The following is a 984-nucleotide window of genomic DNA, read 5'->3' on the forward strand; positions in this document are numbered from 1 at the left end:
ACTTTCTCCAACAGGGCTTTGTGACTCCATGGCTGTTGATTTGGACTAAAACGTGCTCTGTTCATGGCATCGAGTTCGAGTTTGACCGCTTGAACATCTTCGGGATTTAGTCGGTCACGATGGGTACTCAAGTACTCGTTTACTGAGCGTTCGATTTTCGCTTCGTCGCCTTCATTAATGATGCGTTTCAACGCTTCAACGCAAAGTGGTTTTTCTGATGCTGACAATGGTTCTGTGGAAGCAACAGGACGCTTTTTCCAAATTACGAATGCAATTGCGGATGTAAGAATCCACAAGCCTGCAAAAACAAAAGTGAGCGTTTGCCAAAGTTTATCGACGCCATTTTGTTGGGCAGGAGCTGCATTTGAAACGGTTGGTATAGGAAGCGCGTTTTCAGGTAAGGTAATCAAGCCTGCATCGCTTTGTTCCACATTCAGTTTTAGCTCAGACAAGTTTGCCTGCTTTGCTTCATCGCTTTTACTGTCCCACCAATTCAGTGCGTAGCCTGGCAGCGTGAATTCGCCTGCTTCTGTTGGGATCAGCACTTGTTTTACCGTCATGATTACCGTGCCATCTCTTGCTGTGTCGAATTGAGGCTGTTCAGGGTAAACGCGTAAGGAGTTTGGGTAATCCATAGTAATACGCGGTAAGTATTCGGCTTGTGTACCGCGAGCTTTGATTTGAATGGTACGAGTAATAGACGAACCTTGTTTCACGTTATTTACCGTATTGGCGGATAGCGTATTGCCTTGATCGTCTTGCCAGCTCTGAGTCATTTGCAGTGCCGATGCGGGTAACCAACTGCCTTTAAACTCACTAGGTATGGCTTTTACCGTTATTGGCATTTGCTCCACTTTTGTGCTGATCGGCATGATCTTGGTTGAGCCCGTCAGACTATCGCCATAGATATAAGATCCAGTCAGTTGTGGGCCAAGGAGCGTGAATGTTCCCGGTTGTTCTGCGGTTAAGCGGAAAGATTGCTCC

General features: G+C 46.5%; 1 pseudogene. It reads right to left on the bottom strand.

Going from position 1 to position 984, the window contains the following annotated elements:
• Positions 1-984 (bottom strand): annotated as a pseudogene (locus R7E00_RS23135) (protein BatD); the annotation flags it as partial.

The organism is Vibrio sp. Vb1755 (genome assembly GCF_033338635.1).
In the GTDB taxonomy this organism is placed as follows: domain Bacteria; phylum Pseudomonadota; class Gammaproteobacteria; order Enterobacterales; family Vibrionaceae; genus Vibrio; species Vibrio alginolyticus.